This window comes from Streptomyces avidinii (genome assembly GCF_014650695.1).
In the GTDB taxonomy this organism is placed as follows: domain Bacteria; phylum Actinomycetota; class Actinomycetes; order Streptomycetales; family Streptomycetaceae; genus Streptomyces; species Streptomyces avidinii.
Window position 1 is genome coordinate 1 of sequence record NZ_BMVL01000048.1, and the last position, 2,595, is coordinate 2,595.

The following is a 2,595-nucleotide window of genomic DNA, read 5'->3' on the forward strand; positions in this document are numbered from 1 at the left end:
AATCCCACAACTCCCGGCCCATACCGACCCACTGCGAACCCTGACCCGGGAACACGAACACCACACCACTGCCGGAGGCGCGGCCGGACACCACACCGGTGCCGTCCTCGCCCTCCGCGACCGACCGCAGTCCCGCGACGAGCGCCTCCCGGTCACCGCCCAGGACCACGGCCCGGTGCTCGAACGCCGAACGCGTGCCCGCCAGCGACAGACCCACATCCGCAGGGCTCAGCGCCGGGTACTCCGTGAGGTGGTCCAGCAGCCGCCGCGCCTGGGCACGCAGCGCGGCCTCGTTGCGACCGGAGACCACCCACGGCGTCGACGGCAGAGCCGTTCCGGGACCGGCCTCCTCACCCGCGGCCTCCGGGGCGGCTTCCGGAGCCTGCTCCAGGATCACGTGGGCGTTGGTGCCACTGACCCCGAAGGAGGAGACGGCGGCGCGTCGGGGGCGGCCCCGGTCCGGCCAGGCACGGCTCTCCGTGAGCAGGCGCACCGCGCCTCCGGACCAGTCGACGTGCGGGGTCGGCTCGGACACGTGCAGGGTCTTCGGCATGACGCCGTGCCGTAGCGCCATGACCGTCTTGATCACACCACTGACTCCGGCGGCGTACTGGGTGTGGCCGATGTTGGACTTGACGGAGCCGAGCCACAGGGGCTCGTCCGCCGGGCGGTCCTGGCCGTAGGTGGCCAGCAGGGCCCGCGCCTCGATCGGGTCGCCCAGCGTCGTGCCCGTACCGTGCGCCTCCACCATGTCCACGTCTGCCGTGGACAGTCCCGCACCGTCGAGCGTCCGCAGGATGAGGCGGCGCTGCGCGGGCCCGCTCGGCGCGGTCAAGCCGTTGCTGGCTCCGTCCTGGTTGATACCGGTCTCCCGCAGCACGGCCAGTACCCGGTTTCCGTCGCGCTGGGCGTCGGACAGCCTCTGCAGGACGACGACGCCGACGCCCTCGCCCCAGCCGGTGCCGTCCGCGTCCGAGGAGAACGCCTTGCAGCGGCCGTTCGAGGCCAGTCCGCCCTGACGGGAGAACTCGGGGAAGGCGCCGGGGGTGGACAGTACGGAGACGCCGCCGGCCAGCGCCAGCGAGATCTCGTCCTTCCGCAGGGCCTGCACCGCCAGGTGCATGGACACCAGGGAGGAGGAGCAGGCGGTGTCGATGGTGACCGCCGGTCCCTCCAGCCCGAGCACGTAGGCGACCCGGCCGGACAGGACACTGCTGGAGGTACCGGTCAGCATGTAGCCGTCGGACGCCATCGACGAGGCGCCCAGCAGGCCGGCGAAGTCACCGCCGGTACCGCCGAAGAACACGCCGGTGGCACTGCCGCGCAGGCCCCGGGGGTCCACTCCGGCGCGCTCCAGCGCCTCCCACGACGTCTCCAGCAGCAGCCGCTGCTGGGGGTCCGTGGCGGTGGCCTCGACCGGGGAGATCCCGAAGAAGTCGGGGTCGAAGTCGCCCGCCCCGTGCAGGAACCCTCCCTCCAGGGTGGTCGAGGCGCCCGACTCCCCGGCGTCGGTGCGGTACAGCCGGTCCAGGTCCCAGCCGCGGTCCTCGGGGAAGCCCGAAACCGCGTCCGTTCCCTCGGACACCAGCTGCCACAGCGCCTCGGGGGTCTCCGCCCCGCCCGGGTAGCGGCAGGCCATGCCGACGATCGCGATCGGCTCGCGGGCCTTGTCCTCGACCTCGCGCAGCCGTTGCTGAAGTCCGCGGGCCTCGGCGACGGCCCGCTTGAGGTAGTCGCGGAACTTGTCCTCGTCGGACATGGTCAGTGCTCCTTGATGGTGTGTTCCCGGTCGACCAGGGGTGGGTCAGAGCCCGAAGCCCTGGTCGATCGCGTCGAAGAGGTCGTCGGTGGAGGCGGTGTCGAGATCGTCGAGGCCGTGGGCCGAAGCCGGCTCGGCGTCCCCGGCGCTCCACTTGGACAGCAGCCCGCGCAGCCTGCGTGTGACGCGGTCGCGGTCGCCGTCGTCCGCCGCGATCGCGGCGAGGGCGGCTTCCAGCGCATCCACGTCGGACAGCGCCGCCTCCACGTCGGAGATCCCCGCGGGGGCGAGCTCCGCGAGCAGGTACCCGGCCAGCGCATCGGGGGTCGGGTGCTCGAAGACGAGCGTGGCCGGCAGCCGCAGACCGGTGGCCGTGCCGAGCCGGTTGCGGAACTCCACGGCGGTCAGCGAGTCGAAGCCGAGCTCGTTGAACGACCGGTCCGGCGCGACGGCTTCGGCCGAGGCGTGTCCCAGTACGGTCGCCGCGTTCGAGCGGACGACGTCCAGCAGCCTGCGGTGGCGTTCGGCGGCCGGCAGCGCGGCCAGCCGCGTCGACAGCTCGGCACCGTCGTTCCCCGCCCGCACCACCCGGCGGGACGTGCTCCGCACCAGCCCGCGGAACAGGTGGGGCACCCGGTCCGGATCCCCCTTCAGCGCCGCCGGGGTCAGCCGGGTGATCACCTGCAGCGGTACGTCGGCCGCGCAGGCGGCGTCGAACAGGGCGAGCCCCTCCGCGTCCTCCAGCGGACGCATGCCCGCCCGGGACATGCGCTCCACTTCCTCGTCGGCCAGGTGGCCGGTCATGCCGCTGCGTTGGGCCCAGAATCCCCAGGCGA

General features: G+C 73.1%; 2 protein-coding genes. Both read right to left on the reverse strand.

Annotation, left to right across the window (positions count from 1 at the left end; translation table 11 throughout):
- Positions 1-1,759 (reverse strand): type I polyketide synthase (locus IE257_RS37650; RefSeq protein WP_189974623.1); only part of this gene is annotated, 1,759 nt, incomplete at its 3' end.
- A 45-nt stretch (positions 1,760-1,804) separates the two neighbouring features.
- Positions 1,805-2,595, reverse strand: a 791-nt coding sequence (locus IE257_RS37655) for a phosphopantetheine-binding protein (RefSeq protein ID WP_229920912.1), incomplete at its 5' end; no start/stop codon positions are given.